General features: G+C 74.5%; 22 protein-coding genes and 1 pseudogene. 13 read left to right on the plus strand and 10 right to left on the minus strand.

The window, feature by feature from the left end; all coding sequences use genetic code 11:
- Positions 1-81: 81 nt before the first annotated feature.
- Complete coding sequence (locus ACFWA9_RS27875) at positions 82-519, minus strand: gamma-glutamylcyclotransferase (protein WP_329487974.1); 438 nt, start codon at positions 517-519, stop codon at positions 82-84.
- Positions 520-597: 78 nt separating this feature from the next.
- Between ACFWA9_RS27875 and ACFWA9_RS27880 the strand changes: the two genes are divergently transcribed.
- Positions 598-2,052, plus strand: a complete 1,455-nt coding sequence (locus ACFWA9_RS27880; protein ID WP_380390617.1) for an NAD(P)H-quinone dehydrogenase — start codon at positions 598-600, stop codon at positions 2,050-2,052.
- Between the two features lie 236 nt (positions 2,053-2,288).
- Complete coding sequence (locus ACFWA9_RS27885) at positions 2,289-3,251, plus strand: DeoR/GlpR family DNA-binding transcription regulator (RefSeq protein ID WP_329492125.1); 963 nt, start codon at positions 2,289-2,291, stop codon at positions 3,249-3,251.
- Positions 3,252-3,374: 123 nt separating this feature from the next.
- Here the strand turns inward: ACFWA9_RS27885 and ACFWA9_RS27890 are convergent, their stop codons facing one another.
- The 6 genes from ACFWA9_RS27890 to ACFWA9_RS27915 form a co-directional block, all read right to left on the minus strand.
- Positions 3,375-5,150, minus strand: a complete 1,776-nt coding sequence (locus ACFWA9_RS27890; RefSeq protein WP_329487972.1) for a biotin carboxylase N-terminal domain-containing protein — start codon at positions 5,148-5,150, stop codon at positions 3,375-3,377.
- 220 nt (positions 5,151-5,370) lie between these two features.
- On the minus strand, positions 5,371-6,108 hold the full coding sequence (locus ACFWA9_RS27895; protein ID WP_380390619.1) for a hypothetical protein: 738 nt from the start codon (positions 6,106-6,108) through the stop codon (positions 5,371-5,373).
- A 118-nt stretch (positions 6,109-6,226) separates the two neighbouring features.
- A complete protein-coding gene (locus ACFWA9_RS27900) occupies positions 6,227-6,826 on the minus strand; it encodes a nucleoside triphosphate pyrophosphatase (RefSeq protein ID WP_329487970.1) in 600 nt (199 codons plus the stop codon).
- Between the two features lie 88 nt (positions 6,827-6,914).
- On the minus strand, positions 6,915-7,040 hold the full coding sequence (gene mmpB, locus ACFWA9_RS27905; protein WP_329487969.1) for a morphogenic membrane protein MmpB: 126 nt from the start codon (positions 7,038-7,040) through the stop codon (positions 6,915-6,917).
- A gap of 126 nt (positions 7,041-7,166) precedes the next feature.
- Positions 7,167-7,388 (minus strand): acyl-CoA carboxylase subunit epsilon, encoded by a 222-nt coding sequence (locus ACFWA9_RS27910; RefSeq protein ID WP_380390622.1) that lies wholly within the window; start codon positions 7,386-7,388, stop codon positions 7,167-7,169.
- 24 nt (positions 7,389-7,412) lie between these two features.
- Positions 7,413-9,005 (minus strand): acyl-CoA carboxylase subunit beta, encoded by a 1,593-nt coding sequence (locus ACFWA9_RS27915; RefSeq protein ID WP_352295410.1) that lies wholly within the window; start codon positions 9,003-9,005, stop codon positions 7,413-7,415.
- 236 nt (positions 9,006-9,241) lie between these two features.
- Between ACFWA9_RS27915 and ACFWA9_RS27920 the strand changes: the two genes are divergently transcribed.
- The 4 genes and pseudogenes from ACFWA9_RS27920 (at position 9,242) to ACFWA9_RS27935 (ending at position 14,138) form a co-directional block, all read left to right on the plus strand.
- Positions 9,242-10,135 carry a biotin--[acetyl-CoA-carboxylase] ligase gene (locus ACFWA9_RS27920; protein ID WP_329487967.1) on the plus strand — a complete coding sequence of 298 codons (894 nt, stop codon included), beginning with the start codon at positions 9,242-9,244 and terminating at the stop codon, positions 10,133-10,135.
- A gap of 169 nt (positions 10,136-10,304) precedes the next feature.
- Positions 10,305-11,429: an adenylate/guanylate cyclase domain-containing protein gene (locus tag ACFWA9_RS27925; protein ID WP_329487966.1), complete on the plus strand. Its 1,125-nt coding sequence runs from the start codon at positions 10,305-10,307 to the stop codon at positions 11,427-11,429.
- Between the two features lie 411 nt (positions 11,430-11,840).
- Positions 11,841-12,983, plus strand: a pseudogene (locus ACFWA9_RS27930) (diguanylate cyclase domain-containing protein); the annotation flags it as partial.
- Between the two features lie 765 nt (positions 12,984-13,748).
- Entirely contained in the window at positions 13,749-14,138 is a 390-nt protein-coding gene (locus ACFWA9_RS27935) for a hypothetical protein (protein WP_380390624.1), read from the plus strand.
- Between the two features lie 51 nt (positions 14,139-14,189).
- On the opposite strand, the gene ACFWA9_RS27940 is transcribed toward ACFWA9_RS27935, so the two are convergent.
- Together ACFWA9_RS27940 and fdhD are read right to left on the minus strand one after the other, a co-directional pair.
- Entirely contained in the window at positions 14,190-14,786 is a 597-nt protein-coding gene (locus tag ACFWA9_RS27940) for a TetR/AcrR family transcriptional regulator (RefSeq protein ID WP_380390626.1), read from the minus strand.
- Between the two features lie 139 nt (positions 14,787-14,925).
- The gene (gene fdhD / locus ACFWA9_RS27945; protein ID WP_329487963.1) at positions 14,926-15,750 is read right to left on the minus strand and encodes a formate dehydrogenase accessory sulfurtransferase FdhD; all 825 of its coding nucleotides are present in this window, start codon (positions 15,748-15,750) and stop codon (positions 14,926-14,928) included.
- A gap of 324 nt (positions 15,751-16,074) precedes the next feature.
- Between fdhD and hutH the strand changes: the two genes are divergently transcribed.
- On the plus strand, positions 16,075-17,658 hold the full coding sequence (gene hutH, locus ACFWA9_RS27950) for a histidine ammonia-lyase (protein ID WP_359803632.1): 1,584 nt from the start codon (positions 16,075-16,077) through the stop codon (positions 17,656-17,658).
- Between the two features lie 31 nt (positions 17,659-17,689).
- Here the strand turns inward: hutH and ACFWA9_RS27955 are convergent, their stop codons facing one another.
- Positions 17,690-18,103 (minus strand): hypothetical protein, encoded by a 414-nt coding sequence (locus ACFWA9_RS27955; protein ID WP_352295420.1) that lies wholly within the window; start codon positions 18,101-18,103, stop codon positions 17,690-17,692.
- A gap of 210 nt (positions 18,104-18,313) precedes the next feature.
- On the opposite strand from ACFWA9_RS27955, the gene ACFWA9_RS27960 reads away from it, so the two are divergent.
- The 6 genes from ACFWA9_RS27960 (at position 18,314) to hutI (ending at position 25,484) form a co-directional block, all read left to right on the plus strand.
- Positions 18,314-19,183, plus strand: coding sequence for a MurR/RpiR family transcriptional regulator (locus tag ACFWA9_RS27960; protein WP_359803636.1), 870 nt, complete (start codon positions 18,314-18,316; stop codon positions 19,181-19,183).
- Positions 19,184-19,252: 69 nt separating this feature from the next.
- A complete protein-coding gene (locus ACFWA9_RS27965) occupies positions 19,253-19,600 on the plus strand; it encodes a hypothetical protein (protein ID WP_380390629.1) in 348 nt (115 codons plus the stop codon).
- 339 nt (positions 19,601-19,939) lie between these two features.
- A complete protein-coding gene (gene hutU / locus ACFWA9_RS27970) occupies positions 19,940-21,628 on the plus strand; it encodes a urocanate hydratase (RefSeq protein WP_352295424.1) in 1,689 nt (562 codons plus the stop codon).
- An 11-nt stretch (positions 21,629-21,639) separates the two neighbouring features.
- On the plus strand, positions 21,640-22,842 hold the full coding sequence (locus tag ACFWA9_RS27975; protein ID WP_352295430.1) for an allantoate amidohydrolase: 1,203 nt from the start codon (positions 21,640-21,642) through the stop codon (positions 22,840-22,842).
- Positions 22,843-22,862: 20 nt separating this feature from the next.
- Positions 22,863-24,209 carry a formimidoylglutamate deiminase gene (locus ACFWA9_RS27980; RefSeq protein ID WP_380390631.1) on the plus strand — a complete coding sequence of 449 codons (1,347 nt, stop codon included), beginning with the start codon at positions 22,863-22,865 and terminating at the stop codon, positions 24,207-24,209.
- 105 nt (positions 24,210-24,314) lie between these two features.
- Complete coding sequence (hutI, locus tag ACFWA9_RS27985) at positions 24,315-25,484, plus strand: imidazolonepropionase (RefSeq protein ID WP_380390634.1); 1,170 nt, start codon at positions 24,315-24,317, stop codon at positions 25,482-25,484.
- Positions 25,485-25,583 lie beyond the last annotated feature (99 nt).

Below are 25,583 nucleotides of genomic sequence, written 5' to 3' on the forward strand. Positions count from 1 at the left end.
GGCCCGGGGCGGCGGGCGCCTGGGGCGGCGGCGCGGGCCGGGGGGAGTCGGGGGTGCGGCGGTGCCGCGCGGGCCCGGAGGTCAGCAGGGGCGGCGGCGCAGGTCCAGGACGTAGTCGTGCGGCGCCCCGGCGCTCTCCGCCGCGTCGGCGACCAGGCCCAGGTAGCGGGCGGCGGGCAGGCCGCCCTCGTAGTCGTTGAGCACGTACGTCCAGACCGGGATGTCGCCGTCCAGGGTGTGCGCGCGCAGCTTGATCTTGCGGTAGATGCCGAGCTGGACGCCCTCCCAGCGGTCCAGGCCCTCCTCGTCCATCGGCGCGACGTCGTAGAGCGAGACGAAGACCTGCTCCTTCTCGTCCTCGACCACGGTGGCCAGCGAGCCCTCCCAGCCGAGCTGCTCGCCGCCGAAGGTGAGCCGCCAGCCGTCCAGCCACCCGGTACCGCGCAGCGGGGAGTGCGGAGCGCGGCGGGTCATCTGCCGAGCATCGAGGTTGGTGGCATACGCGGCGTAGAGGGGCATGGGGTGCAGCCTACGGCGACTGGGCGATCGGACAGAAGCCCCGACCCCGGCGTGGCAGCCCGCTCGGCATACGGGACAATGGTGGACGTGACTCGGATCGTGATCATCGGTGGCGGACCCGGCGGCTACGAGGCGGCGCTCGTCGCCTCCCAGCTCGGCGCGGAGGTGACCGTCGTCGACCGCGACGGTCTGGGCGGATCGGCGGTGCTCACGGACTGCGTGCCGTCGAAGACCCTGATCGCGACCGCGGAGGTGATGACGACCTTCGACAGCTCGTACGAAGAGCTGGGCATCATCGTCGCCGACGACACCCCACCGCTGGAGCGGCAGGCCCGGGTGGTCGGCGTGGACCTCGGCAAGGTCAACCGACGCGTCAAGCGCCTCGCCATCGCGCAGTCCCACGACATCACCCAGTCGGTGACCCGGGCCGGGGTCACCGTGCTGCGCGGCCGGGGCCGGCTCGGCGGCGGCGGGCAGGCCGTGGACGGCTCCCGCGAGGTGCTGGTGAACGCGCCCGACGGAAGCGTGCAGTCGCTGCACGCGGACGCGGTGCTGATCGCCACCGGCGCGCACCCGCGCGAGCTGCCGGACGCCCAGCCGGACGGCGAGCGGATCCTGACCTGGACCCAGGTGTACGACCTGGAGGAGCTGCCGGCCGAGCTGATCGTGGTCGGCTCCGGTGTGACCGGCGCCGAGTTCGCGGGCGCCTACCAGGCGCTCGGTTCCAAGGTCACCCTGGTGTCGAGTCGCGACCGGGTGCTGCCGGGCGAGGACCCGGACGCCGCCGAGGTGCTGGAGGAGGTCTTCCGCCGCCGCGGCATGAACGTGATGGGCCGCAGCCGGGCCGAGACGGTCAAGCGGGTCGGCGACCACGTCGAGGTGACGCTCTCCGACGGCAAGGTGATCAGGGGCACGCACTGCCTGATGGCGGTCGGCTCGATCCCCAACACCGCCGAGATGGGCCTGGAGGAGGCGGGGGTGAAGCTCAACGACTGGGGTCAGATCAAGGTCGACCGGGTCTCCCGCACCAGTGCCCCCGGCGTGTACGCGGCCGGTGACTGCACCGGCGTCTTCATGCTCGCCTCGGTGGCGGCCATGCAGGGCCGGATCGCGATGTACCACGCGCTCGGCGACGCGGTGCAGCCGCTGAACCTGAAGACCGTGGCCTCCAACGTCTTCACCGACCCGGAGATCGCCACCGTCGGCTACACCGCCGCCGACGTGAGTTGCGGCAAGATGGACGCGGTCGAGGTCAAGCTGCCGCTGCGGGGCAACCCGCGGGCCAAGATGCAGGGCATCCGGGACGGCTTCGTGAAGCTGTTCTGCCGCCCGGGCACCGGCATCGTGGTCGGCGGCGTGGTGGTCGCCCCGCGCGCCAGCGAGCTGATCCACCCGATCGCGCTCGCGGTGGACGCCAATCTGACGGTCGAACAGGTGGCCAGCGCCTTCACCGTCTACCCGTCCGTCTCCGGCTCGACCGCCGAGGCCGCCCGGCAGCTGCACATCCGCAAGCGGGCCGACGGCGAATCCTGAGGACCGGACGCGCAGTTGGGGGCGGCTGCCGGTCGGCGGCCGCCCTTCGCGCGGGCGGGTCCGTCACCCGGACGGCGGGCGCAGTCCCGGGTTGCTGACGGCGCGTATTGTACGGTCACGCGCCGCTCGTGCGTGAGCAATTCCCGCTACTAGCTGCAAACGCCTGAAAGCAGACGGTCACGCAGGTTACCGTCGGTTCTGTGTTTGCAGCAGAACGTCGCCAGTTGATCCTCGAAATGGTGCGCGCCAACGGAGCTGTGTCGCTCCGCGAACTGGCCCGCGTCGTCCAGACCTCCGAAGTGACCGTACGTCGTGACGTACGGGCACTGGAGGCAGAAGGGCTCCTCGACCGCCGGCACGGCGGCGCGGTGCTCCCCGGCGGCTTCAGCCGCGAACCCGGCTATCCGCAGAAGACCCACCTCTCCGCGGCCGAGAAGAGCGCCATCGCCGATCTCGCCGCGGGCCTGGTGGAGGAGGGTGACGCGGTGGTGGTCGGCGCCGGCACCACCACGCAGGAGCTGGCCCGCCGACTGGCCCGGGTGCCGGGGCTGACGGTGGTCACCAACTCCCTGCTGGTCGCGCAGGCGCTGGCGCACGCCAACCGGGTGGAGGTGGTGATGACCGGCGGCACCCTGCGGGGTTCCAACTACGCCCTGGTGGGCAGTGGCGCCGAGCAGTCGCTGCACGGGCTGCGGGTCTCCAAGGCGTTCATCTCCGGCAGTGGACTGACCGCCGAGCGCGGGCTGTCGACCACGAACATGCTCTCCGCGAGCGTGGACCGGGCTCTGGTGCAGTCGGCTGCCGAGGTCATCGTCCTCGCCGACCACACCAAGCTCGGCGCGGACACCATGTTCCAGACCGTCCCGACCGAGACCATCACCCGGCTGGTCACCGACGAGCACGCCGCCGCCGACGACACCACCGCCCGCGAGCTGGACGCGCTCGCCGACTGCGGGGTGCAGATCGACCTGGCGCCGCTCAGCGCGGCGCCGACCGGGGACGCCCCCGTGCACGGCACCGGCAGCGGGCCCGTCCACCAGACCCAGCCCGGCCCGCTGGCCCGGCGCGCGGCCCCGCCGCCCGGCGGCGCCCCGCTGCCCGGTCAGCGCCGCCCCGGCGCGCACGGCGGCCCCGGTGGGCCGGGCGGTCCGCTGCCGGCCCGGCTCGCCGAGCTGGGGGCCGTCCCGCGCGGGCGCTGACGCCGCCACCGGGCGGGCGCCGGGCAGGTGGCGGCGCCGACCGGTACCGCCGTCGCGGGGCCGGAAACGGAACCGGTCCGCACACCCCGAGGGGCGTACGGACCGGTCCGGCGGCCTGAGCCGTCAGTCCTTGATCTCGCAGAGCGCGGCGCCGCTGCTGACGCTGCCGCCGACCTCGGCCTTGAGACCGACCACGGTGCCCGCCTTGTGGGCGTTCAGCGGCTGCTCCATCTTCATCGCCTCCAGGACGACGATCAGCTCGCCCTCGGCGACGACCTGGCCCTCCTCGACGGCGACCTTGACGATGGTGCCCTGCATCGGCGAGGCCAGGGTGTCACCGCTGACCGCCGAGCCGGCCTTCTTGGCACCGACCCGGCGCTTGGCCTTGGCCGCACCGCCGGTGGCGGCCGCCGGGGCGGACGCGACGCCCAGCGAGGACGGCAGCGAGACCTCGATCCGCTTGCCGCCCACCTCGACCACCACGGTCTCGCGGCCCTCGGCCTCCTCGCCCTCGCCGGGCGCACCGGCGAACGCGGGGATGGTGTTCTGGAACTCGGTCTCGATCCACCGGGTGAAGACCGTGAACGGCCCGTCGCCGCCGTGCACCTCGGGCGCGAACGCCGGGTCGGTCACGACCGCGCGGTGGAACGGGATGGCCGTGGCCATGCCCTCGACCTTGAACTCGGCCAGCGCCCGGGCGGCGCGCTGCAGCGCCTGCTTGCGGGTGGTGCCGGTGACGATCAGCTTGGCGAGCAGCGAGTCCCAGGCGGGGCCGATGACCGAGCCGGTCTCGACGCCCGCGTCCAGCCGGACGCCGGGGCCGGACGGCGGCGCGAACAGCGTCACCGTGCCGGGCGCGGGCAGGAAGCCGCGGCCCGGGTCCTCGCCGTTGATGCGGAACTCGATCGAGTGACCCCGCACCTCCGGGTCGTCGTACCCGAGCTCCTCGCCGTCGGCGATCCGGAACATCTCGCGGACCAGGTCGATCCCGGTGACCTCCTCGGAGACCGGGTGCTCGACCTGGAGGCGGGTGTTGACCTCCAGGAAGGAGATCAGCCCGTCCTGGGAGACCAGGAACTCGCAGGTCCCGGCGCCGACGTAGCCGGCCTCCTTGAGGATGGCCTTGGACGCCCGGTACAGCTCGGCGTTCTGCTCGGGGGTGAGGAACGGCGCGGGCGCCTCCTCGACGAGCTTCTGGTGCCGGCGCTGCAGCGAGCAGTCACGGGTGGAGACGACCACCACGTTGCCGTGCCGGTCGGCCAGGCACTGGGTCTCGACGTGCCGGGGGTTGTCCAGGTACTGCTCGACGAAACACTCGCCGCGACCGAAGGCGGCGACCGCCTCGCGAACCGCGGACTCGTAGAGCTCCGGGATCTCCTCCAGCGTGCGGGCGACCTTGAGGCCGCGCCCGCCACCGCCGAACGCCGCCTTGATGGCGACCGGGAGGCCGTGCTCCTGGGCGAAGACGACGACCTCGTCGGCGCCCGAGACCGGGTCCGGCGTGCCGGCGACCAGCGGGGCACCGGCGCGCTGCGCCACGTGCCGGGCGGTGACCTTGTCACCGAGGTCGCGGATGGCCTGCGGGGGCGGGCCGATCCAGGTCAGGCCCGCGTCGAGGACGGCCTGGGCGAACTCGGCGTTCTCCGACAGGAAGCCGTAGCCGGGGTGGACGGCGTCCGCCCCCGAGTCGGCGGCGGCCTTCAGGACCTTCGCGATGTCGAGGTAGCTGGTACCGGGGGTGTCGCCGCCCAGCGCGTAAGCCTCGTCGGCCGCGCGGACGTGCAGCGCATCCCGGTCCGGCTCGGCGTAGACGGCGACGCTGGCGATACCGGCGTCCGAGCAGGCCCGGGCGACGCGGACGGCGATTTCTCCGCGGTTGGCGATGAGCACCTTGCGCACTGTGGCTCCCTTCTTGAACCTGGTCGAGTTTATGGATTTCTGGGTGGTACCGGCGAGTAGCCCCAGGTTGTGAACTATCCCACACGGAGGGTGATGCGTTCGGGGACCCGGTCCGCGACCCGGTCGGGGTCTTCCCAGGTGGGTGCCGGTGCCGTCGCCGGGAGCCGTCCCGTGCGGACGGTGACGGGGCGGCGCGGCGACGCGGTGGCCTTGGCCACACTCACCCCGCGGCGGCCGCGGAGGCGGCCCGCTCGCGGGCCGACGCGGTGATGTCGGCGGCCAGTTCCACCACATCGGGGCCGTAGGCCTTCGGGTTGACGACCTTCAGGACCAGGGCGAACGAACCGTCCTCACCGTACCGGCGGGCGAGCCGGCGGTGGTTGGCGACGAGGTAGCGGACGCCGGCGTGGTTGGCGATGCCGGTCTGGCCGGATATCAGGAAGACCGGGCGCCCACCCTCGGGGGTGGCGAGGCGCGCCAGCAGGGCGTAGACCTCGGTGTCCCAGTCGACGGTGAAGGTCCGGTCGCCCACCACGATGACGTTGTTCGGGCCCTCCGAGCCGTGGGTGACCGTCACTCCGGGCAGCCCCCAGGCCAGGTGGGCGGCCATCCGCTCGTTGCTGCTGGGGCCGCCGAAGCAGAACTCGGTCTTGGTGCCCAGGCCCCGGTGGACGGCGTCGTGCGCGACCAGGTCGGTCCGCGCGTCGCACTCCTTCACCAGGGCGGCCAGCTCCATCAGCGCGTAGGCGTCGCGCCGGGTGACCGTCCGGGCGTGCGCCCCGACCCCGACGCTGCGGTTCACCACGATCAGGCACTCGCTGCCGGCCGGCAGGCCGAAGAAGGCGCGGACCCGCTCCAGCCGCCGGCGGCGGCGCAGGTTCTGCGCGAGCCAGGCGAGCGCGGCACTGATCGCGCTCGCCACCAGCCCCAGCAGCACGTTGAGCAGACTGTCGGTCATCGGCCTGTCCCCTCCCCGTTCGAACGGCGGCGGTCAGCCTAGCGGGCTCCCGCGAGGGCCACGGGGACGGCCGGTGAGGGGACCGGTCGGTCCTCGTGGCGGGGGAGCCGGCGGCGGATCAGGCCCAGAGGTCGGTGATCCGGACGCCGAGGTCGGCGAGCAGCCGGCGGAGCAGCGGCAGGGAGAGGCCGATGACGTTGCCCGGGTCGCCGTCGATGCCCTCGACGAACGGCGCCGAGCGGCCGTCCAGGGTGAACGCGCCGGCCACGTGCAGCGGCTCGCCGGAGGCGATGTAGGCGGCGACCTCGTCGTCGTCCGGGGTGCCGAAGCGGACGGTGGTGGAGGCGGTGGCCGAGGACTGCTCGCCGGTGGCGGTGTCGATCACGCAGTGCCCGGTGCGCAGCACCCCGGACCGGCCGCGCATCGCCTGCCAGCGGGCGAGGGCCTCGGCGGCGTCGGCGGGCTTGCCGAGCGCCTGCCCGTCCAGCTCCAGCACCGAGTCGCAGCCGATCACCAGCTCGCCGCCGGTCAGCTCGGCGGCGACGGCCTTGGCCTTGGCCTCGGCGAGGACGAGGGCGAGCTCGGCGGGGCTCGCGGCGGTGATCGCGTCCTCGTCGACGCCGCTGACCACCACGCGCGGGTCGAGGCCCGCCTGGCGCAGCAGCCCGAGGCGGGCGGGGGAGGCGGAGGCGAGGACGAGGGCGCGGCGGTCGGTCATGCCCACCAGGGTAGGGGGTGACCGCCGTCGCTCCGCCCGCCCGCCGGGGCCCGGGGGCCGGTCCGGGCGCCGGTCGGACCATCACCGGTCAGACCATCAGCAGGACGGCGATCAGCAGGAGGCAGGCCGCGAGCACATGGCCGGCGCGGCGGAGCCTCTCCTGCAGTCGGCGGGCCTCCGGGGAGGGCTCGTCGCGGGGGTCGGACCAGAGCACCTGTCCAGGGTGCGTCGCGCCGCCGCGGTGACGCCTGAGTACGCGTACTCAGCTTTCGGGGCAATCCGGGCGCGCGAAGGGGGTGGGACGCCGGACGGGCCGGCCTCCCACCCCCTCCCGGCGGTGCTAGCCGGCCCAGCCCGAGGTGCGCCAGGCGTTGACGCCCGGGCGGGGGGCGGCGCGCAGCCGGCGGGCGCGGTCGTTCCAGGCGGAGTCCGGGCCGGCGCCGGCCCGGCGGGCCGCCTCGGCGGCCGCCTGCGCGGCGGCGGCCCGGGACTGGACCACCGCCAGGACGGTGGCCAGCTCCTCGGGGGTCGGCTGCCCGTGCAGCACGTGGATCGGGGCCATGGCTCAATCCTCTCGCGGCAGCGCTTACAGGGGGATGTTTCCGTGCTTCTTCGGCGGCAGCACCTCGCGCTTGCCGCGCAGCGCGCGCAGCCCGCGGACGATGTGCCGGCGGGTGTCGCTCGGCGCGATGACGGCGTCCACGTAGCCGCGCTCGGCGGCCAGGTACGGGTTGAGCAGGGTGTCCTCGTACTCGGCGACCAGCTCGGCCCGGCGGGCGTCGACGTCGGCGCCCGCGGCGGCGGCCTCCGCCAGCTCGCGCCGGTAGACGATGTTGGCCGCGCCCTGCGCGCCCATCACCGCGATCTGCGCGGTCGGCCAGGCCAGGTTGAGGTCGGCGCCCAGGTGCTTGGAGCCCATGACGTCGTACGCGCCGCCGAAGGCCTTGCGGGTGATCACGGTGATCATCGGCACGGTGGCCTCGGCGTAGGCGTAGATCAGCTTGGCGCCGCGGCGGATGATGCCGTCCCACTCCTGCTCGGTGCCGGGCAGGAAGCCGGGCACGTCCACGAAGGTGATCACCGGGATGTTGAAGCTGTCGCAGGTCCGGATGAACCGGGCGGCCTTCTCGCTGGCGTTGATGTCCAGGCAGCCGGCCAGGTCCATCGGCTGGTTGCCGACGATGCCGACCGGGTGGCCCTCGACCCGGCCGAAGCCGGTGATGATGTTGCCCGCGTACAGCGCCTGGGTCTCCAGGAACTCGCCGTCGTCCAGGACGTGCTCGATCACCGTGTGCATGTCGTACGGCTGGTTCGCCGAGTCCGGCACGAGGGTGTCGAGTTCGAGGTCCTCGTCGGTGACGGAGAGGTCCGCCTCCTCGGGGAAGGCCGGCGGGTCGGAGAGGTTGTTGGAGGGCAGGTACGAGAGCAGGCTCTTGACGTACTCGATCGCCTCCTTCTCGTCCGCGGCCAGGTAGTGCGCGTTGCCGGACTTGGTGTTGTGGGTGCGCGCGCCGCCCAGCTCCTCCATGCCGACGTCCTCACCGGTGACGGTCTTGATCACGTCCGGGCCGGTGATGAACATGTGCGAGGTCTGATCGGCCATCACCACGAAGTCGGTGATCGCGGGCGAGTACACCGCGCCGCCCGCGCAGGGGCCCATGATCAGCGAGATCTGCGGGACGACCCCGGAGGCGTGCACGTTGCGGCGGAAGATCTCGCCGTACAGGCCGAGCGAGACCACGCCCTCCTGGATCCGGGCGCCGCCGGAGTCGTTGATGCCGATGACCGGGCAGCCGGTCTTCAGCGCGAAGTCCATCACCTTGACGATCTTCTCGCCGAACACCTCGCCGAGCGAGCCGCCGAAGACGGTGAAGTCCTGCGCGAAGACGGCGACCTGACGGCCGTCGACGGTGCCGTAGCCGGTCACCACGCCGTCACCGTACGGGCGGTTCTTCTCCTGGCCGAAGTTGGTCGAGCGGTGCCGGGCGAACTCGTCGAACTCCACGAAGGAGCCCTCGTCCATCAGCTCGACGACGCGCTCACGCGCGGTCAGCTTCCCCTTGGCGTGCTGCTTCTCCACGGCCTTGGCGGAGCCGGAGTGCACCGCCTCGTCGATCCTGCGCCGCAGGTCGGCGAGCTTGCCGGCGGTGGTGTGGGGGTCGTACGGGGCCTCGGTCATCGGGTGGGCTCTCCCTGATCCATGGGCCGCGGCCTGTTCGGTGGTACGCGCGTCTGGGCGGGGACACGCGCATGAGGGCAGGGCGGCGCAACGAACTACCGTCGAGTAGCGTAGCCAGCGCCGGGGCTTTCCGGTTATGGCCAGCGACACAGTGTGTCAACGCCCGTTCTGCGGGACGATATGGCGGCCTACGGCCACCGCGCGGCGGGCGGGGCGAAACCCCTAGTCTCGTGGTCATGACCGACTCCGACACCCCCCGCCGCAGTGGACTGCGCGGCTTCGGCCACGCCGGGCCGTCGCCCTGGACCGATCTGGACCGGCCGCCGCTGGACGCCGAGGCGCTGCGCCGCGACCTCGTCCGGCCGGGCGGGTTCTGGACCGCGCTGGACGTCGTCACCGAGACCGGTTCCACCAACAGCGACCTCGCCGCCCGGGCCGGGGCCGGCGCGCCGCAGGGCGCCGTGCTGGTCGCCGAGGCGCAGAGCGCCGGGCGCGGGCGGCTGGAGCGGCAGTGGACGGCGCCGCCCCGGTCGGGGCTCTTCCTCTCGGTCCTGCTTCGCCCGGACGAGGTACCCGTCGAACGGTACGGCTGGTTGCCGATCCTGGTCGGCGTCGCCGCGGCCGCCACACTGAGCCGGGTCGCCGAGGTCGAGGTCGGCCTGAAGTGGCCCAACGACCTCCAGGTCACCGTCGACGGCGCGGAGCGCAAGCTCGGCGGCATCCTCACCGAGCTCAGCGGCGGCGCGGTGGTGGCCGGCCTCGGCCTCAACGTGTCGCTGCGCGAGGGCGAGCTGCCCGTCCCGACCGCCGCCTCGCTGCTGCTGGCCGGCGCCGCGGTGACCGACCGGTCCACCCTGCTCCGCGCGCTGCTGCGCGAGTTCGCCGTCCTCTACACCGAGTGGACGGCCGCGGCCGGCGACCCGCACGCCAGCGGTCTGCTGGCCGCCTACGCGGACCGCTGCACCACGCTCGGCCGTCCGGTCAAGGTCCACCTGCCGGGCGACCGCGAGCTCGTCGGCGAGGCGGTGGCGATCGACGGCGACGGCCGGCTGGTGGTCCGCACCCCCGACGGTGCACGGCGTCCGGTGGGCGCGGGAGACGTCGTCCACGTGCGCCCCGAGCCGCGCTGAGCGGCACTCTTCACCTCTCCTTGACCCGGGCGGATGCCCCGGATCGCGGGATTCCGTGCGAACATTCCACCTGGCAGCAGTGTGAGGCGCGCCACTGCCCGGCGGGTGGCGGGCGCGTTCGGACAGGCAGGACACGAGGCAAGTGCGGCGACCGCACGGGGACGGACCGGTGGCAGAGGACGGCGGCAACGGCGGTACGGCGGGCTCCGACGACCAGACGGTCGCGCTCGACCTGGAACGCCTGATCCTGGACGCGCCACGCCGCTACACCCCGTACCAGGCCGCGCGGGCCGCCGACGTCCCGATGGAGCTGGCCACCCGCTTCTGGCGGGCGATGGGCTTCCCGGACATCGGGCAGTCCCGGGCGCTCACCGACGGCGACGTGATCGCGCTGCGCCGGCTCGCCGGTCTGGTGGAGTCGGGCCTGCTCAGCGAGCCGATGGCGATCCAGGTCGCCCGCTCGACCGGGCAGACCACCGCCCGGCTGGCCGGCTGGCAGATGGACACCTTCCTGGAGAACCTCACCCAGTCCGTCGAGCCCGGGCTGACCCGCGCGGACGTGGCCTACCCGCTGGTCGAGCTGCTGCTGCCGGAGCTGGAGCAGTTCCTGGTGTACGTCTGGCGCCGCCAGCTGGCCGCCGTCACCGGCCGGGTGGTGCAGGCCGCCGAGGACACCGAGATCACCAGTGGCCGGCTGGCCGTCGGCTTCGCCGACCTGGTCGGCTTCACCCGGCTCTCGCGCCGGCTGGAGGAGGAGGAGCTCGGCGAGCTGGTCGAGACCTTCGAGAACACCTGCTCCGACCTGATCGCCGGCCAGGGCGGCCGGGTGATCAAGACCCTCGGCGACGAGATCCTGTACGTCTCCGAGGACCCGGGGACGGCCGCCGAGATCGCGTTCAGCCTGATCGAGGCGCTGGCCGAGGACGACACCATCCCCGCGCTGCGGGTCGGCATGGCCTTCGGCACCGTCACCTCGCGGATGGGCGACGTCTTCGGCACCACGGTCAACCTGGCCAGCCGGCTCACCTCGATCGCCCCGAAGGACGCGGTGCTGATCGACGGCGAGTTCGCGGCCGCGCTGGAGCAGAACGGCAGTGTCGCCCCGGCCGACGCGGACGGGCCGGGGCTGGCCGAGGCGCTGTCGGCCGCCTCCGGACTGCCCGCCTCCGGGCTCCCGGTGCCGGCGCCGGACGCGGGGCGCCGGTTCAGCCTCCAGCCGATGTGGCGCCGGCCGGTGCGCGGGCTGGGGCTGGTCGAGCCGTGGCTGCTGTCGCGGCGGCCGCGCGGCGAATAGCGGGCGCCCCCGGACCGCCGGGCTCCCGGAGGCCGCGGGGAGTACCCGGCCGCTCACGGGGTAGGCGGACGTCCGGGCAGGGCGCGGCGGAGTCCGGGCCGGCGGCACGGTCACCCGGCGGGGTCGGTGGCCGTCGTCCGAAAGCCGTACGGCTGAAACCGGTCCGGCCGGGCGGATCCGTGTGGGCAAACGGGGCATAACCGAGCGAAACCGCCCTAGTCTTGGTGCAGGCGGACGGGTCCGGTTCGCGGTGGGTGAGCCACCGCGCCGGACGGGACCGAGCACAGGGAACGGGGCGAGCCGGTGGGCAGTGAGGCGATCACGACGGACCGCGGTTGCGTGTGCGACCGCCCGGAGCTGCCGGCCGCCCCCGACCCGCGGCTGACGTCCGTGGTGGAGCTCGCCCAGGACATGGCGGGGGCGCTCACCCCGCTGGAGGCGGTCCGCGCGGCCGCCGTCCGGGCCACCGAGGCCCTCGGCGCCACCATGGCGGCCGTCTCGGTCTGGGACCGGGAGTCCGGCCGGCTGCGGGTCCTGGTCAACTACGGGGAGCTGGCGCCGGGCGAGGAGGAGCTGCCGGAGGACGAGTCCTACCCGGTGGCGGACTTCCCCGAGATCGTCACCTACCTGGAGGAGCGCTGGACCACCGGACGGCTGCCCCGCGCCTGGCTGCAGAGCGCCGAGAACACCGAACTCCACGCCGGGCACGCCCACCCCACCGCCGGGGCCTACTGCCAGGAGCGGGCCGCGGCGCTGCGCCGGCGCGGCCGGGGCTGCTGCGTGGTCGCCCCGATCGTGCTGCACGGACAGGCCTGGGGCGAGCTCTACCTGGCCAGGTCCACCGGGGCGGCGGAGTTCACCGAGGGCGACGCCGAGTACGCCACCCTGCTCGCCGCCCAGATCTCGGCCGGGCTCGCGCAGACCGAACGCCTCGCCGACCTGCGCAAGCTCGCCTTCTCCGACCCGCTGACCGGGCTGGCCAACCGGCGGGCGGTGGACGCCCGGCTGGAGAGCGCGCTGGAGGCGCACAACCGCGACGGCACGGTGGTCTCGCTGGTGGTCTGCGACGTCAACGGTCTGAAGCGGGTCAACGACCAGCTCGGACACGAGATGGGCGACCGGCTGCTGGAGCGCTTCGCCCACCAGCTGTCGCTGGCCGCCGCCAGGCTGCCCGGCAGCCTCGCCGCCCGTCTCGGCGGCGACGAGTTCTGCCTGCTGGTGGAGGGCCAGAAGGCGGACGAGGTGGTCGCCGTCGCCGAGGAGCTGTGCGCGCGGGCCCTGGCGCTGGCCGAGGGCGAGGGCGTCGCCTGCGGGGTCGCCTCCACCGGGGACTCGATCGGCCCGGTCACCACGCCCGACCGGCTGTTCCGGCTCGCCGACGCCGCGCAGTACCGGGCCAAGGCCGCCCGCGCCGCGCACCCGGTGGTGGCCGGCCGCAGCCACGGCCCCGGCCTGTCGCCGGACCCGACCGTGCTGCTGGCCGACGCCGCCGATCCGCACCACCGGGCCGACGGCCGGGGGCGCGTCCCCGGCCGGCCGGGCGCCGGCGACCGGCGGCGGTTCCGCGGCGCCGCGCACAGCGCCGACCCGGGACAGCTGCTCACCGCCGTGCTCGCCGCCCTGGACCAGCGCGGGGTCACCCGCTCGGTCCACCCCGCCGACACCATCGGCAAGCTGGCGGTGGTCGCGGAGACGGCCTCCCGGCTGCTCGACGCGGTCGGCTGGTGGGTCTCCTACGTGCCGCCCGGCTCGCACCTGATGCGCACCGCCCAGCACGCCGTGTACCGGATGACCAGCGGACCGAGCAGCACGCGGGCGGAGACCCAGCGGGCCCAGATCGAGGCCCCGGACGCCGTCTTCGACCTGCGGCACTACCCGATGACCCGGCAGGCGGTGCGCGGCGGGTCCTTCGCGCTGCGCGCGGGCGCGGCCGGGAACGACCCGTCCGAGGAGGCCATGCTGGTGGTCAGCGGCTACCGGGGGATGGTCGCGGCGGGCGGACAGAACCCGGCCGGCGGCTGGCTGGTGGAACTGTTCGCCGACGACGCGACGCTGCCGCTCGGACAGGTCGCCAGCGCGATGCGGGCCCTGGTCGCCGTTGCGCTCTCCGGCCCGGCCTCCCCGCCGCCGGGCTGAGGCGGGCCCGGTTCGTGGACGGACCGGGCGGGGGGCTTGTGCCGGTTCGGTGACCGGCCTGTTCCGAGCCGGTCGCGGTCCGGTGCGGAGGCTGCCGCGGGGCTGGGCGGCGAGCCCCGGACGTGGGATGGTATCCGCCGTCGGCGGGCCACGGGGGCCGGGCCGGAACGGGGGTCGAAACCCATGCGCGCTCGTCTGACGAGCCTTGTCCTCTCCGCGGTGCTGGCGCTGGGCGGTGCCACGCTGGCCGCCGCCCCGGCGGCCGAGGCCGCGCCGCGCGCCGCCGCGGTCGGCACCGCCGCCGGTTCCGCCGCCGGTTCTTCCGCCGCGGGGGGCGCCGTCCAGGCGGCCCAGGCGGCCCAGGCGGCCCCGGCGGCCCCGGCCGTGGCCGGGCAGCAGGACGGCACCCGGCTGGCCGGGTCCAAGGACAAGTCCAAGTCGAAGTCGAAGAAGAAGAAGAAGGGCTTCTTCGGCAAGATCATCGGCGTGGTGATCGGCATCGTGGTGGTGTTGATCGTGATCGCCGTGATCATCGCGGTGGTCGTGATGCTCCGCCGCCGCAACCGGCAGTAGACCGCGCGGGCCCGTGGACCCGGTGGGTCCACGGGCCGGCCGCCGGACCGGTCACGGCCGCAGGGCGCGCAGGACGCCGTCCACCAGACGGTCCGCGTAGGCGTGGTCGAGCGGGCCGAGGCCGTGCAGCCAGCGGTAGTACATCGGGCCGTAGAGCAGTTCGACGGCGAGGTCGAGGTCGGCGTCGCCGTCGATCTGCCCGGCCTCGCGGGCGGTGCGCAGGCGCTCCCGGGTGACCTCCAGCAGAGGGTCCAGCAGGCGCTCGCGGTACTCCCGCAGCAGGGCCGGGTCGCGCTGGTGCTCGGAGACCAGGCCGCGGCCGGTGTTGTCGAAGCCCGGGTCGGCGAGCTGGTCGGCCGTCGGCCGCAGGACGGCGCGCAGATCGGCGGCGAGGTCGCCGGTGTCGGGCAGTGCCAGACTGCCGGAGGCGTTCTCGTTGGCGGCCTGGAAGGCGTCGAAGACCACCGCGCCCTTGGAGGGCCACCAGCGGTAGATGGTCTGCTTGCCGACGCCGGCCCGGGCGGCGATCGCCTCGATGGTCAGCTTGCCGAAGCCCACCTCGGCCACCAGTTCGGCGGCGGCGGTGAGGACGGCCTGGCGGGAGCGCTCGCTGCGGCGGGCGGGATCGGGAGAGCTGCTGCGGGTCATGGGCCCATTCTAGGGCGCTGGCGAAACGAGACGTCTCGTCTTGCTGGAGGAGTCTTGCTGAAGATCGGACCGAGCCCGCACGCTCCGGGGCGGGTCGGGTCGGGTCGGCTCGCCGGTGGGGCGGGCGGTGGCCGGCCGGTCAGCCGCTGATCCGGTCCGGGCGGGTGTAGACGTTGGCGCGTTCCCCGCGCAGGAAGCCGACCAGGGTCAGGCCCAGCTCCTCGGCGAGGTCCACCGCGAGGGAGGACGGCGCGGAGACGGCGGCCAGCAGGGGGACGCCCGCCAGCGCGGCCTTCTGGGTCAGCTCGAACGAGGCGCGACCGCTGACCAGCAGGACGTGCCCGGTCAGCGGCAGCCGGCCCGCGCGCAGCGCCCAGCCGACCACCTTGTCCACCGCGTTGTGCCGGCCCACGTCCTCGCGGGCGCAGAGCAGCGCGCCGCTCGTCCCGTCGAACAGCCCGGCCGCGTGCAGGCCGCCGGTCGAGTCGAAGGTCCGCTGGGTGGCCCGGAGCCGGTCCGCCAGCCCGTACAGCAGGGCCGGGGGGACGGTCAGCGGGTCGTCCCCGACGGGGTGGCGGACGTGGGTGCGGACGGCGTCCACCGTGTCGCGGCCGCAGAGGCCGCAGGCGCTGGTGGTGAGCAGGTTGCGGTGGGCGGAGAGCGGGAGGGCGCGGGCGCCGCGCAGGGCCGCGTCCACCACGTTGTAGGTGTTCGCGCCGTCCTCGTCCGTACCGGCGCAGTAGCGCAGGGCCGCGAGGTCCTCGGCCGTGTGCACCAGCCCCTCGCCGACCAGGAAGCCGGCCACCAGGTCGAAGTCCTGGCCGGGCGTGCGCATGGTCACCGTCAGCGGCTCGCCGCCGACCCGGATCTCCAGCGGCTCCTCCGCCGCGAGGGCGTCCGGTCGCGTGCTGCGGCCGTCCCCGTGCAGCCGCACCACTCGCCGCCGTGCCGTCGCCCGCGTCATCGGTCCTCCGCCTCCGTGCCGTCCGTCGACCCCAGCGTGCGGTATCGGGGTGGCGCTTCGGAAATCGGGGTGGGGCCGGTGGCCGGGCGCCGGTGGGGGCGACTCGTGGGCGGGCGCCCGTCACCTGATCGGCGATGCCGTGAGGCGGCCGGCGCCCGCCGTCGGCGAAGGTGGCGTGGAGGTCCCGGCCGGGGCCGTCGGAGCCGGCGCGCCCTCCGGCGGGACGCGGAGGGCGGCCGCGGCCGGCTCCGTCCGGCGGGCGGGAGTCCGCCAGGTGGGATCCACTGGTTGTCATATCTTCATTCAGCTGGTGTGATGATGCATATGGATATGCACAGTGCTGTGGCCCCCGATGCGCCCCTCGTCCAGGTCGGCAAGGCCGACGTCAGCGCCGAGGACGTGCTGGCCGTCGCCCGGGGCAACGCCCGGGTAGAGATCGGTCCGGACGCGCTCGCCGAGATGGCGACCGCGCGGGCCCGGATCGAGGCCCTCGCGGCCGAGCCGCGCCCCGTCTACGGCGTCTCCACCGGCTTCGGCGCGCTCGCCGTCCGGCACATCAGCCCCGAGCTCCGCGCCCAGCTGCAGCGCTCGCTGGTGCGTTCGCACGCCGCCGGGATGGGCCCGGCGGTGGAGCGCGAGGTGGTCCGCGCGCTGATGTTCCTGCGGATGAAGACGCTGGCCTCCGGCCGGACCGGCGTGCGCCCGGTGGTCGCCCAGACCATGGCCGCCATCCTGAACGCCGGCATCACGCCGGTGGTCCGCGAGTTCGGCTCGCTCGGCTGCTCCGGCGACCTCGCCCCGCTCTCGCACTGTGCGCTGGTCCTGATGGGCGAGGGCGTGGCGACCGGCCCGGACGGCGTCGACAAGCCCTCCGGCGAGCTGCTCGCCGCGGCCGGCATCGAGCCGGTCGAGCTGCTGGAGAAGGAGGGCCTGGCCCTCATCAACGGCACCGACGGCATGCTCGGCATGCTGGTGATGGCCATCGCCGACCTCCAGCGCCTGTTCACCACCGCCGACATCACCGCCGCGATGACCCTGGAGGCGCTGCTCGGCACCGACAAGGTGCTCGCCCCCGAGCTGCACGCCCCGATCCGCCCGCACCCCGGCCAGGCGCTGAGCGCCGCCAACATGCTGGCCGTCCTCAAGGGCTCCGGCCTCACCGGCCACCACCAGGACGACGCCCCGCGCGTCCAGGACGCCTACTCGATCCGCTGCGCCCCCCAGGTCGCCGGCGCCGGCCGCGACACGGTGGCCCACGCCGCCCTGGTCGCCTCCCGCGAGCTGGCCGCCTCGGTCGACAACCCGGTGGTGCTGCCGGACGGCCGGGTCGAGTCCAACGGCAACTTCCACGGCGCCCCGGTCGCCTACGTGCTGGACTTCCTCGCCATCGCGGCCGCCGACCTCGGCTCGATCTCCGAGCGCCGTACCGACCGGCTGCTGGACAAGGCCCGTTCGCACGGCCTGCCGGCCTTCCTCGCCGACGACCCGGGCGTGGACTCCGGTCTGATGATCGCCCAGTACACCCAGGCGGCCCTGGTCAGCGAGAACAAGCGGCTCGCCGTGCCGGCCTCGGTCGACTCGATCCCGTCCTCCGCGATGCAGGAGGACCACGTCTCGATGGGCTGGTCGGCCGCCCGCAAGCTGCGCCAGTCCGTCGAGAACCTCGGCCGGATCCTGGCCGTCGAGCTGACCGCCGCCTCCCGCGCGCTGGAGATCCGCCGGCAGGCCGACGCCAGCGGCACGCCCTCGCCGGCGACCCTCGCCGCGCTGGCCGTCGCCCGGGAGGCCGGGGTCGGCGGCGCCGGCCGCGACCGCTTCCTCTCGCCGGACCTGGAGGCCGCCGCCGCGCTGGTCGCCTCCGGCGAGCTGGTGCGGGCCGTCGAGAAGGTCACCGGGCCGCTGGCCTGACGAGGCCGCCGCCGCCCGGGGCGGGCGGGAGTCAGTCCCACTCGCCCCGCGGCGGCCGGGCGCGCTTCTCCTCGCGCCGGTCGGCGGCGATGGCGGCGTAGTTGACGCCGACGATGCCGGCCCAGCAGACCAGCAGGCCCATGAAGCCGTTCGAGCCGCTGGTCGCGATGCCGGTCAGCGGGATGCCGAGGACCAGCGAGATCAGCGGCAGCTTCGAGCCGGAACGGCCGAAGGAGCGCCGGCGCAGGTGCTCCGCCGGGCCGTAGCCGTCGAGCCGCTCCGCCACCCGGCGCTCCACCCGGGCGTCGAGGCGGGCGTCCAACCGGGCGTCCAGCCGGGCGAGGAACGAGTCGACGATCTCCGACTCGTACTCCTCGCCCAGCTCCTTGCGGGTCTGCAGAGCCGCGTCGAGGTCGCGTCGCAGTTCGTCCTGGCGTGTGTCCATGGCGCTCAGCCTGGTGCAGCGCCGGGGCTCCAGTCCATCGGTTCGCGCCGGGATCGGGGCGGATCAGGGGGAAATCAGGGTCACCCGGAGGGGTGATCCGCACCGCCGGGGGGTCTCATCGGGCGTCCCGGCGTACGAGACGTCTTTGCCAGCGGCAGTCCGCTGCTGCACAGTCGTCGTCCGAACAGCTCGCACCCGGAGGTACCGCTGATGACCGCCACCGACGACACCGGCACGGTAGGCCCCTCCGCCCGACTCCTCCAGCTCTTCGAGGGCCACCGGCTCACCCCCACCCAGCGCCGGATCGCCCACTCGCTCGTCCGGCACGCCACCGAGGCGCCGTTCCTCTCCAGCGTCGAGGTCGCCGAACTGGCCGGCGTCAGCCAGCCCTCGGTCACCCGCTTCGCGGTGGCCCTCGGCTACGACGGCTACCCGGCGCTGCGCAAGCAGCTGCGCGAGCTGGGCGCGGGGGAGCCGAGCGCCCCGGAGACCCCGGACGACGTGGTGCGCAACGAGCACCAGCAGGCCGTCCTCGCCGAGATCGAGCACCTGCGGCTGCTCGCCGAGCTGCTCGCCGACCCCGAGCCGATCATCCGCGCGGCCCGGCTGCTCGCCGCCTCCCGCCCGCTGCCCGTCCTCGGCCTGCGGGCCGCCTCCGCGCAGGCCCGCGGCTTCGCCTACTTCGCGGCCAAGGTGCACCCGGACATCCGGCTGCTCGACGAGGGCGGCAGCATGCTCGCCGACCGCCTGGAACAGGCCGCCGCCGCCGGCGCCTCCGCGCTGCTCTGCTTCGCCCTGCCGCGCTACCCGCGCGAGCTGATGGACGCCCTGACGGTGGCCCGGGACTGCGGTCTGACGGTGCTGACGGTCGCCGACAGTGCCTTCGCCCCGGTCGCCAAGCTCTCCGACCTGATGCTGCCGGCCGCCGTCGGCACCGGCCTGGTCTTCGACACGGCGTGCGCGCCGATGATGCTCGGCCGGGTGCTGCTCCAGACGATGTGCGACGAACTCCCCGGCGCCGAGGCCCGGTTGGAGTCGATCGAGCAGTCCGCGACGGCTCGTGGGCTGTTTTTGGAGTAGGACCGTACCCGGGGCGGGAATCCTGTCAACAGGCCCCGGAGCAGGGCCGACCGGCAGGGGGAGCCTGTGATGCGCGTGATCCACGAGATGAAGTTCGTCGGCCGACTCGCCTCGGGCGCCGACGAATGGTCCTGCCCGGCCTGCGGACGCCGCGTCACCCTGCGGCGGCTGCCCGAACCCGAACTCGTCGTCCTCGACGCCGGTGACGAGAGCGCCGTCCACGTCGGCGTCATCGAGCCCGACGGCCGCGCCGCGGCGGCCGCCGACAAGTACGGCCTCGGCCCCGTCCAGGAGATCCCCCGCCCGCCGCGCCCGGCCGCCGCGGCCGCCCCGGCCGCGCCCGCGGACCCCGACGCCGACGACCGCCGCTGGCTCGCCGAGATCGGCATCGACTGGGACGGCGACGCGGCGGCCTGACGCCGGGTCGGGTCGGCCGTCCGCCTCGCGCGCCCGCCGCGCAGGGCCGGGCGGCCCCCGCGACGATCCCGCGCGCGGGCCCGTGCCTCGCCCGGACTCCGCGGCGGCCGTCGCGCGGCCGCCGCGGGGCCGTCCGGGGTGTACGGCGGGGCGCGTCGCCGTGCCCTCCGCCCGGCGGCGCCTGGGCCGAGTGGCTGGTGTTCGCCCGACTCGGGGTAGCGCGGCGGGGTTGTCGCGATGCCGGCTGATCGGATGCGCTCAGGTCTGGCCGGAGACTGAATGATTGGATATATTCAGCCAAGTCGAGCTTGAATGAATTCATCCGTAGGGAGCCGGGACATGGTGCAGCAGCAGGCGAGCGGGCCGCGCGAGGTGCGGGCGGCGCGCGGTACGGGGCTGACGGCGCAGGGGTGGCAGCAGGAGGCTGCCCTGCGGATGCTGATGAACAACCTCGACCCCGAGGTGGCCGAGCACCCGTCGAAGCTCGTCGTCTACGGCGGCACCGGCAAGGCGGCGCGGGACTGGCGCTCGTTCGACGCCATGGTGCGCACGCTGGAGACGCTGAAGCAGGACGAGACCATGCTGGTCCAGTCCGGGCGGCCGGTCGGCGTCATGCAGACGCACGAGTGGGCGCCGCGCGTGCTCATCGCCAACTCCAACCTGGTCGGCGACTGGGCGAACTGGGAGGAGTTCCGGCGGCTGGAGAGCCTCGGCCTCACCATGTACGGCCAGATGACCGCCGGATCGTGGATCTACATCGGCACCCAGGGCATCCTCCAGGGCACCTACGAGACCTTCGCCGCCGTCGCCAACAAGCGGTTCGACGGCACCCTGGCGGGGACGATCACCCTCACCGCCGGCCTCGGCGGCATGGGCGGCGCCCAGCCGCTGGCCGTGACGATGAACGGCGGCGTGGCGATCTGCGTCGACTGCGACCCGTCCCGGATCTCCCGCCGGATCGAGCACCGCTACCTGGACGTCGAGGCCAAGAACCTCGCGCACGCGCTGGAGCTGGCCACCGCCGCCCGCGACCGCCGCGAGCCGCTCTCCATCGGCCTGCTGGGCAACGCCGCCGAGGTGTTCCCGCAGCTGCTCTCGATGGACGCGCCGATCGACATCGTCACCGACCAGACCAGCGCCCACGACCCGCTGAGCTACCTGCCGGTCGGCGTCGCCTTCGACGACATGGCGACCTACGCGGCCGAGAAGCCCGCCGAGTTCACCCAGCGCTCGCGCGAGTCGATGGCCCGGCACGTCGAGGCGATGGTCGGCTTCATGGACGCCGGCGCCGAGGTGTTCGACTACGGCAACTCGATCCGCGGTGAGGCCCAGCTGGCCGGCTACGACCGCGCGTTCGCCTTCCCGGGCTTCGTCCCGGCCTACATCCGGCCGCTGTTCTGCGAGGGAAAGGGCCCGTTCCGCTGGGCGGCGCTGTCCGGCGACCCGCAGGACATCGCCAAGACCGACAAGGCCGTGCTCGACCTCTTCCCGGAGAACGAGTCGCTGCACCGCTGGATCAAGATGGCCCAGGAGAAGGTGCACTTCCAGGGCCTGCCGGCGCGGATCTGCTGGCTCGGCTACGGCGAGCGCGACAAGGCCGGCGAGCGGTTCAACGACATGGTCGCCTCCGGCGAGCTGTCCGCGCCGATCGTGATCGGCCGCGACCACCTGGACTGCGGCTCGGTCGCCTCCCCGTACCGGGAGACCGAGGCGATGCTGGACGGCTCCGACGCGATCGCCGACTGGCCGCTGCTCAACGCCATGGTCAACGTCGCCTCCGGCGCGTCCTGGGTCTCCATCCACCACGGCGGCGGCGTCGGCATCGGCCGCTCGATCCACGCGGGCCAGGTCACGGTGGCCGACGGCACCGCGCTGGCCGGCGAGAAGATCCGCCGGGTGCTCACCAACGACCCGGGCATGGGCGTGATCCGCCACGTCGACGCCGGCTACGACCGGGCCGACGAGGTCGCCGCCGAGCGCGGCGTCCGCGTCCCGATGAACGAGCACGGCCCGATGGGTGAGCTGTGACCTTCGAAGAGATGTGGGCGGAGCTGCTCCCGGTGGGCCGCTCCGCCTCCACCGGCGGCTACCGCCGCTTCGCCTGGAACTCCGCCGACGCCGAGTGCCGGTCCTGGTTCGAGGAGCAGGCCCGCGGCCGCGGGCTGACCTACGAGCTGGACCGCAACGGCAACCAGTGGGCCTGGCTGGGCGACCCGGCGGGCGAGGGCGCGATCGTCACCGGCTCGCACCTGGACTCCGTCCCCGACGGCGGCGCCTTCGACGGCCCGCTCGGGGTGGTCTCCTCCTTCGCCGCGCTGGACGAACTCCGCGGGCGGGGAGCCGAGTTCGACCGGCCGCTGGCCATCGTCAACTTCGGTGACGAGGAGGGCGCCCGGTTCGGCGTGGCCTGCATCGGCTCCCGGCTGAGCGCGGGCGTGCTCGGCCGCGACCAGGCGTACGAGCTGCGCGACGCCGACGGCGTCCGGCTGCCCGACGCGATGGAGAAGGCCGGCTACGACCCGGCCGGGATCGGCGCGGACGGCGACCGGCTGGCCCGGATCGGCGCCTTCGTCGAACTCCACGTCGAGCAGGGCCGCTACCTCGCCGAGGACCAGCCGGTCGGCGTGGCCGGCGCGATCTGGCCGCACGGCCGCTGGCGGTTCGACTTCCACGGGGAGGCGAACCACGCCGGCACCACCCGGATCGAGGACCGCCGCGACCCGATGCTCACCTACGCCAACACCGTGCTCGCGGCGCGGAAGAAGGCGCGGACGGCAGGGGCGCTGGCCACCTTCGGCAAGGTCGCGGTCGAGCCCAACGGCACCAACGCGATCGCCTCCCTGGTGCGCGGCTGGCTGGACTCCCGGGCCGCCGACGAGCAGACGCTCACCGCCCTGGTCGAGGAGATCGAGCGGGCGGCGTACGAGCGCGGCGACCGCGACGGCGTCCGGGTCGAACTGACCCGCGAGTCCTACACCCCGGTGGTCGAGTTCGACGGCCCGCTGCGCGACCGGCTCGCCCGGCGGCTCAACGCGGCGGGCGCCCCCGACGGCGTGCCGATCCTGCCCACCGGCGCGGGACACGACGCCGGAATCCTGGCTTCGGCGATCCCGACCGCCATGCTGTTCGTACGTAACCCGAGCGGGGTCTCGCACTCCCCGGCCGAGCACGCGGAGACGGCCGACTGCCTGGCCGGCGTGACCGCCCTCGCCGACGTACTGGAGGACCTGGCGTGTCAGTAGGCCGTGCCGGAGGCGCGCACATGACGACTTACTGGGCGGAGCACGCCTGGCTGCCGCACGCCAACGGGCCGGTGGTCGAGCAGGACGTGCTGATCGCCACCGGCCCCGGCGGCCGGATCACCGCGGTGACGCCGGACAGCGGGCCCTGCCCGCCCGGCGCCGTCCGGCTGGCCGGGCTGCTGCTGCCGGGCCAGGCCAACGCGCACTCGCACGCCTTCCACCGGGCGCTGCGCGGCCACGTGCAGGTCGGCTCCGGCACCTTCTGGACCTGGCGCGACACCATGTACCGGTTCGCCGGGGCGCTCGACCCGGACAGCTACCTGGCGCTCGCCACCGCCGTCTACGCCGAGATGGCGCTGGCCGGGATCACCGCGGTGGGGGAGTTCCACTACCTGCACCACGCGCCCGGCGGGAGCCGCTACGACGATCCGAACGCGATGGGCGAGGCGCTGATCGAGGCCGCCGCCCGGGCCGGGATCCGGATCACCCTGCTGGACACCTGCTACCTGTCGGCCGGCTTCGGCGCCGAGCCGACCAGGCCGCAGCTGCGGTTCAGCGACGGCGACGCCGACGCCTGGGCCGAGCGGGTGGAGGCGCTCAAGCCGCGCGAGCACGCCCGGATCGGCGCCGCGATCCACTCGGTGCGGGCGGTACCGGCCGAGCAGCTCGGCACCGTCGCGCGGTGGACGGACGGCCGCCGGGCCCCGCTGCACGTCCACCTCTCCGAGCAGACCGCCGAGAACGACGCCTGCCTCACCGCGCACGGCGTCACCCCGACCAGGCTGCTCGCCGACCACGGCGCGCTCGGCCCGCGCACCTCGGCGGTGCACGCCACCCACCTCACCGACGAGGACATCAAGCTCCTCAGCGACTCCTCGACCGCCATCTGCATGTGCCCCACCACCGAGCGGGACCTCGCCGACGGCATCGGTCCGGCCCGCCGGCTCGCCTCGGCGGGCTGCCCGATCACCCTGGGCAGTGACAGCCACGCCGTCATCGACCCGTTCGAGGAGGCCCGCGCGCTGGAGCTGGACGAGCGGCTGCGGACCAGGACCCGGGGCCACTGGACGGCCAACTCGCTGCTGCGGGCGGGCACCGAGGACGGACACGCCTCGCTCGGCTGGCCGGAGGCCGGGCGGATCGAGGCCGGCGCCCTGGCCGACTTCACCGTGATCGCCCTGGACTCGGTGCGCACCGCCGGGCCGCCGAGCCGGCTCGGCGCCGAGATCGCGGTGTTCGCCGCCTCGGCCGCCGACGTGCGGCACGTGGTGGTCGGCGGACGGCAGATCGTCCGGGACGGCGTCCACCAGCTGGTGCCCGACGTCCCGGGCGCGCTGCGGTCCTCGATCGCCGCGCTGAGCTGCTGAGTCCCCGTACCTCCCGGGGGCGGGCGGGGGCCGACCCCGCCCGCCCCCGGGTCCAGCCCCGAAAGGCCTGATGTGAGCACCCCGAGCAGCCCGCAGAGCCAGGGCATGCCGAGCACCCTGATCACCGGGATCGGCAGCCTGGTCACCAACGACCCCGCGTACGGGACCGGGCCGCTCGGCCTGCTCACCGACGCGGCCGTGGTGGTGGACGGCGGCACGGTCGCCTGGGTCGGGCCGGCCGCCGAGGCGCCCGCCGCGGACGAGCGGTTCGACGCGGCCGGGCGGGCGCTGCTGCCCGGCTACGTCGACTCGCACGCCCACCTGGTGTTCGCCGGGGACCGCACCGCGGAGTTCAACGCCCGGATGTCCGGCCAGTCGTACACCGCGGGCGGGATCCGGACGACGGTGGCCGCCACCCGGGCCGCGAGCGACGCCGAACTCGACGCCAACCTGGCCCGGTTCGTGCGCGAGGCGCTGCGGCAGGGGACGACCGCGATCGAGTGCAAGTCCGGCTACGGGCTGACCGTCGTCGACGAGGCCCGGGCGCTGCGGATCGCCTCCTCGTACACCTCCGAGACCACCTACCTGGGCGCCCACGTGGTCGCCCCCGAGTACGCCGACGACCCGGCGGGCTACGTGGACCTGGTCACCGGCGACATGCTGGACGCCTGCGCGCCCTACGCCCGCTGGGTGGACGTCTTCTGCGAGAACGGCGCCTTCGACGGGGACCAGGCCCGGGCGATCCTGACCGCCGGGATCGAGCGCGGTCTCACCCCCCGGGTGCACGCCAACCAGCTCTCCTACGGCCCGGGCGTCCAGCTCGCCGTCGAGCTGGGGGCGGCCTCGGCCGACCACTGCACCCACCTCACCGACGAGGACGTGGCCGCGCTGGCCGGCTCGGAGACGGTGGCGACGCTGCTGCCGGGCGCGGAGTTCTCCACCCGCGCCGCCTATCCGGACGCGCGCCGGCTGCTCGCCGCGGGCGCCGTCGTCGCGCTCTCCACGGACTGCAACCCGGGCTCCAGCTTCACCAGTTCGATGGCGTTCTGCATCGCGGTCGCGGTCCGGGAGATGGGGATGACGCCGGACGAGGCGGTCTGGGCCGCCACCGCGGGCGGCGCCCGGGCGCTGCGGCGCACCGACGTCGGGGCGGTGACGGTCGGCGCCCGGGCCGACCTCCAGCTGCTGGAGGCGCCCTCGCACGTCCACCTCGCGTACCGGCCGGGCGTCCCGCTGACGGCGGCGGTCTGGCGGGCCGGGGTCCGCGAGGTCTGACCTTCACGGCTCCGGGGCCCGGGGGGCGGCGGGGGCCCTGGGTGCGGGGGGTGGCGCCGGGGGGGGGGGGTCCGGCGCGGTGCCCCCCCCCCCCCGACC

This window comes from Kitasatospora sp. NPDC059973, assembly GCF_042737525.1.
GTDB lineage: Bacteria > Actinomycetota > Actinomycetes > Streptomycetales > Streptomycetaceae > Kitasatospora.